Annotated in this window: 4 protein-coding genes and 2 tRNA genes; 2 read left to right on the top strand and 4 right to left on the bottom strand. The window is 33.9% G+C overall.

Translation table 11 applies throughout. The annotated features are described in order from the left end of the window. Positions 1-153 precede the first annotated feature (153 nt). From HALSAC_RS14690 to surE, 4 genes are all read right to left on the bottom strand, one after another. Positions 154-1,647 (bottom strand): DEAD/DEAH box helicase, encoded by a 1,494-nt coding sequence (locus HALSAC_RS14690; RefSeq protein WP_035571117.1) that lies wholly within the window; start codon positions 1,645-1,647, stop codon positions 154-156. A gap of 228 nt (positions 1,648-1,875) precedes the next feature. Further along, positions 1,876-2,355, bottom strand: coding sequence for a hypothetical protein (locus HALSAC_RS0101360; RefSeq protein ID WP_027338761.1), 480 nt, complete (start codon positions 2,353-2,355; stop codon positions 1,876-1,878). A gap of 14 nt (positions 2,356-2,369) precedes the next feature. Beyond that, positions 2,370-2,756, bottom strand: a complete 387-nt coding sequence (locus tag HALSAC_RS0101355) for a TIGR04086 family membrane protein (RefSeq protein ID WP_027338760.1) — start codon at positions 2,754-2,756, stop codon at positions 2,370-2,372. Between the two features lie 58 nt (positions 2,757-2,814). Beyond that, complete coding sequence (surE, locus tag HALSAC_RS0101350) at positions 2,815-3,561, bottom strand: 5'/3'-nucleotidase SurE (protein WP_027338759.1); 747 nt, start codon at positions 3,559-3,561, stop codon at positions 2,815-2,817. 372 nt (positions 3,562-3,933) lie between these two features. Between surE and HALSAC_RS0101345 the strand changes: the two genes are divergently transcribed. Then, positions 3,934-4,010: transfer RNA gene (locus HALSAC_RS0101345), tRNA-Pro, on the top strand. A 107-nt stretch (positions 4,011-4,117) separates the two neighbouring features. Then, positions 4,118-4,194 (top strand) — tRNA-Ile (locus HALSAC_RS0101340). Positions 4,195-4,206: the final 12 nt, after the last annotated feature.

Below are 4,206 nucleotides of genomic sequence, written 5' to 3'. Positions count from 1 at the left end.
CTCTTCAGAGGAGGAGAGGCTGGTTTTGCACGGAGTGGTCGATAGACCCGAAGGGGGGTAGGGGGGGAGGTGTGAGTTCTTGACTTTACTCATTACTCTTCACTCATTACCCATTACTAGTGGCACGAAAGTGACACTTTATTACTATAACCCTTAACTTTCCACAAGCATTTCTAATATATCACTACCAATACTCTTCTCTACATCCTCGCTTACTATCTGATCTAAACCACCGATTACTGATTCAAAAAGACTAATCTTCTTATCAAGCAGATCTACTATCTTCTCTTCAATAGTCCCTTTAGTTGTCAGATTATAGATTAAAACATCCTTATCTTGACCTAATCTATGAATCCTACCGATTCTCTGTTCTAACTTCATTGGATTCCAGGGCAGATCATAATTAATTATTTTATTACAAAATTGCAAGTTAATACCTTGACCCCCTGCTTCAGTACTGATTAACACATCACCACCACGCATAAATTGGTTTTTGGCCCACTCTTTTTGGTTGTCTCTTAACTCACCGCTAAAGATAACAGGATTATACCCCTTCTTGTATAAATGATAACAGATATACTTCTGAGTAGCTCTATATTCGGTAAAGATTATTGCTTTCCCTTCACCTTCTTCTAATATTTCTTCTACTTTATCCATTTTCTGATTTTCTCTTATCGACTTAGCAAGGACCAACAACTCCTCCAACTCCTTAGCTATAGCCTTGTAATCATCTGACTTACATATCTTCTCTAGTGTTTGAGCTACAGCAAAGGAGCTACTACAAACCTCCCTTTGTAAGGTTAATAAATGAAATATACTCTTATTTTTATCTACACATCTTTTATATTCATCTTTAACCAAATTAGTAATCCCATCATACAACTCTCTCTCTTTATCACTTAATTCTAAAGGAATTAACTTAACTTTTCTATCTGTGTAATAAAGATCAATATCCTCACGCTGATTTCTAATCATTACCTTTGAAAGAGAGTCTTGGAGATTATCTAAATTCTGAGCTGAATGCTTATCCTTTACATAATCCTTCTTAAACTCTTTATAATTTCCAAATATCTCTGGTCGTAATAACTGTACCAAGTTATAAAGCTCCTTTAAATCATTCTGTATTGGAGTAGCTGTTAAGAGTAATAAATACTTCTTAGGTATCTTCTCAACAAACTTCCAATTCATCGTCTTAGAGTTTTTTAGCTTATGAGCCTCATCTACAATTACCATATCAAAACCTCTATCATAGATATAATCACAATGAGGAGATCGTTTAGCCTTATCTAAAGAAGAAATTATTACATTAAAATAATGCCATCCCTTTCCTTTGCGATTATTAAAACAGTTTATCTTAAACTTATGGGTCAATTCATTCCACCATTGAAACCCTAAAGAGGCTGGTGTCAATACCAAACAAGTCTCAACCTCACCTCTAGCCATATACTCTTTTAAGATCATACCAGCTTCAATAGTCTTGCCCAGACCAACCTCATCAGCTAAAATGGCCTTTCCCTCCATATTATTGATCACTCTATCTACTGTATCTAATTGATGAGGAAAGAGTTCCATCCCTTGCTCCTGCCAGTATTCATCCAATTGAGTTAAAGCTAATAAATTACAACTTTTTGCTTCACTAGTTGACATAATCCTCACCCCATCTTTTCACGTTATTATCTATCATCTATTATTTTAACCAAAAGCTTAAAATAGAATGAAGATAAATTAATGAAAATAAAGAAAGATGCAGGAAATAATGCATAATATGTAAATAAAATATTACCATAGCTAATGTACGGCAACGCCACTTTATGATTATTAAATTTCAAATAGAAAAATTAACTAAATAAAAAAACGCAAACCAAATGGAATGCGTTAATCTCTACCCATATATATCCACTTATCCTTATCACCATTAAAAAATAAATCAATCTCTTTTAAAGTATCATCCTCTTCTTTTAACTCTTTAACCAAATCTTTAAGAAGTTTTAATGCCCATTCTAGCTTATCTAAATCCTTATTCTTAACCCTAGCTTTAACTTCCACCCCTTTATAATTAAACTTAAATTCAAAGACTGGCATCTCTTCTTCATCAGGAAATCTCTCATCTTTCCCAGCAAATATACCCTTTATACTATCCCAAATACTCTTTCCAATCTCTTCTAAAAAACCTATACTTATATTTCCTAATACAAAACTTATAACTATATATACAAGCTGACCATCCTCTAAAAATTGAGACTTAAAATCTCTTATTTCCTCCTCTGCTTCAAGTAAGGAATTATAAATAAATTCCGATAAAAGTTCAGTTGTATGGAGATCATCAACTCTAATATCAATCCTTTTCTCCTCCATCTAACCTCCTCCCTTTAAATAATATTTACTCCTATCATACCTCCTAAAGCTGAGATCAAAAAGCCAATCCCTACTCTAAGACCCAAACCAAGAGAAAAGACAACTGGATTCCAGAGACTACCTAATAATATTATACTCCCCATATAAACTAAACCTACCAGCCCCCCATTAATCCACCCCTTACTCCCTGCTAAATAAGCCGAAACAATCCCACCTACAAAGATAGCAAAATAATTTGTTATAAAGAGAACTCTGCTAGCAGAGTTATTAGACAGACTACTAAAGTTAATAATTAATCCCAAGATAAAACTTCCCACCAATAAAATAGCCAAACTAACTAAAAGTCCAATCAAAATACCACTAACTTTAATCCCTAAACCCTCATTTCTAGCTTCTGGCATACAATCTCCTCCATAGAGCTTTTAGTATAAAATATTCATATGAAGGAGCACTTTATTCCTATAGATCCCACTTTCTTAAATTTTCCATTTTTTTAAAGGCTGTTAAGGATAACTTTATAGGTGTAATAGAGGCGTATCCTTCATTAATAGCCCTTACATCAGTCTCTTCATCATTGTCTTCCTCTACAGCCTCTCCTGCCAACCAATAATATCGTTCGCCTCTAGGATCTAATCTCTGTTCAAAACTATTAGTATAGCTTCTATTCCCCAACTTAGTTATTCGACTGCTCCCATTAAAATCTACTGGTAAATTTACATTTAATAAAATATCTTTAGCAAGGTCTCTTCTCTTATACTCTTTTAATAGTTTATTTACAAACTTAGCACCTTGGCTAAATTCCCATTTATCATCTGTTACTAAAGATATAGCAATAGCAGAAACCCCTAATAAAAGTCCTTCAACAGCAGCAGATACCGTACCTGAGTAAAGGACATCATAACCTAAATTTGGCCCTGCATTAATCCCTGAGATAACAAAATCTGGTTTATCTTCTAATAAGGATTCTATTGCTATCTTAACACAATCAGCTGGCGTCCCATCGATAGCAATACATTTAGACTCAATCCCCTCAAAGCTCATCTCTTTGGCCCTTAAAGGGTGATGTAAAGTGATTGAATGACCAGCAGCACTCCTTTCTCTATCTGGAGCAACTACAACTACCTCATGTTCCTTCTCTAACTCCTTACATAAATTTTGAATTCCTGGAGCAAAGATCCCATCATCATTTGTAAGTAATATCTTCATAATTAATCTCTCCTTATTATTAAAATATAGTAATATAGTTGCACTTTCGTGCAACTAGTAATGGGTGATGAGTAATGAGTAAGATTAAAATCTCAAGAACTCTTATAAATCCTAGTGAACAAAGGGATTTCTAGTTTTTAAAGTTTCACCCATTACTCATTACTAATTACTATATAACCAATCCTTAATAAAAATTATAGTAGTCTAGTTTAATTAAATCAACTTTTATTTGTTTTTCGTATTATTCCCTAGATAATTGCATATTATAAGAGATTTATGAAGATAATCTTATTTAATTAGCTATTGTGAATAAAAAAAGTCTTTGACTTTCAAGTGAAAAGAGTATAGAATATTATCTGTTGCCACAGACAACGGAGCATGGCGCAGTTTGGTAGCGCACCTGGTTTGGGACCAGGGGGTCGCAGGTTCAAATCCTGCTGCTCCGACCATTGAAATAAATTGATAGTTTAGAATTGATAATTTATAGTCAAAAAAATTTAAGAACTTAAAGGCTTTAACTATCAATTATACATTATCAATTGTTAACTTAATACTAGGACCTGTAGCTCAGTTGGTCAGAGCAATCGGCTCATAACCGATTGGCCGGGGGTTCAAATCCCTCCAGGTCCACCATTAAAAAAACCT

Origin of the sequence: Halonatronum saccharophilum DSM 13868 (genome assembly GCF_000517025.1) — a bacterium.
Classification (GTDB): Bacteria; Bacillota; Halanaerobiia; order Halobacteroidales; family Halobacteroidaceae; genus Halonatronum; species Halonatronum saccharophilum.
This window is presented reverse-complemented; position numbering and strand designations above follow the sequence as displayed.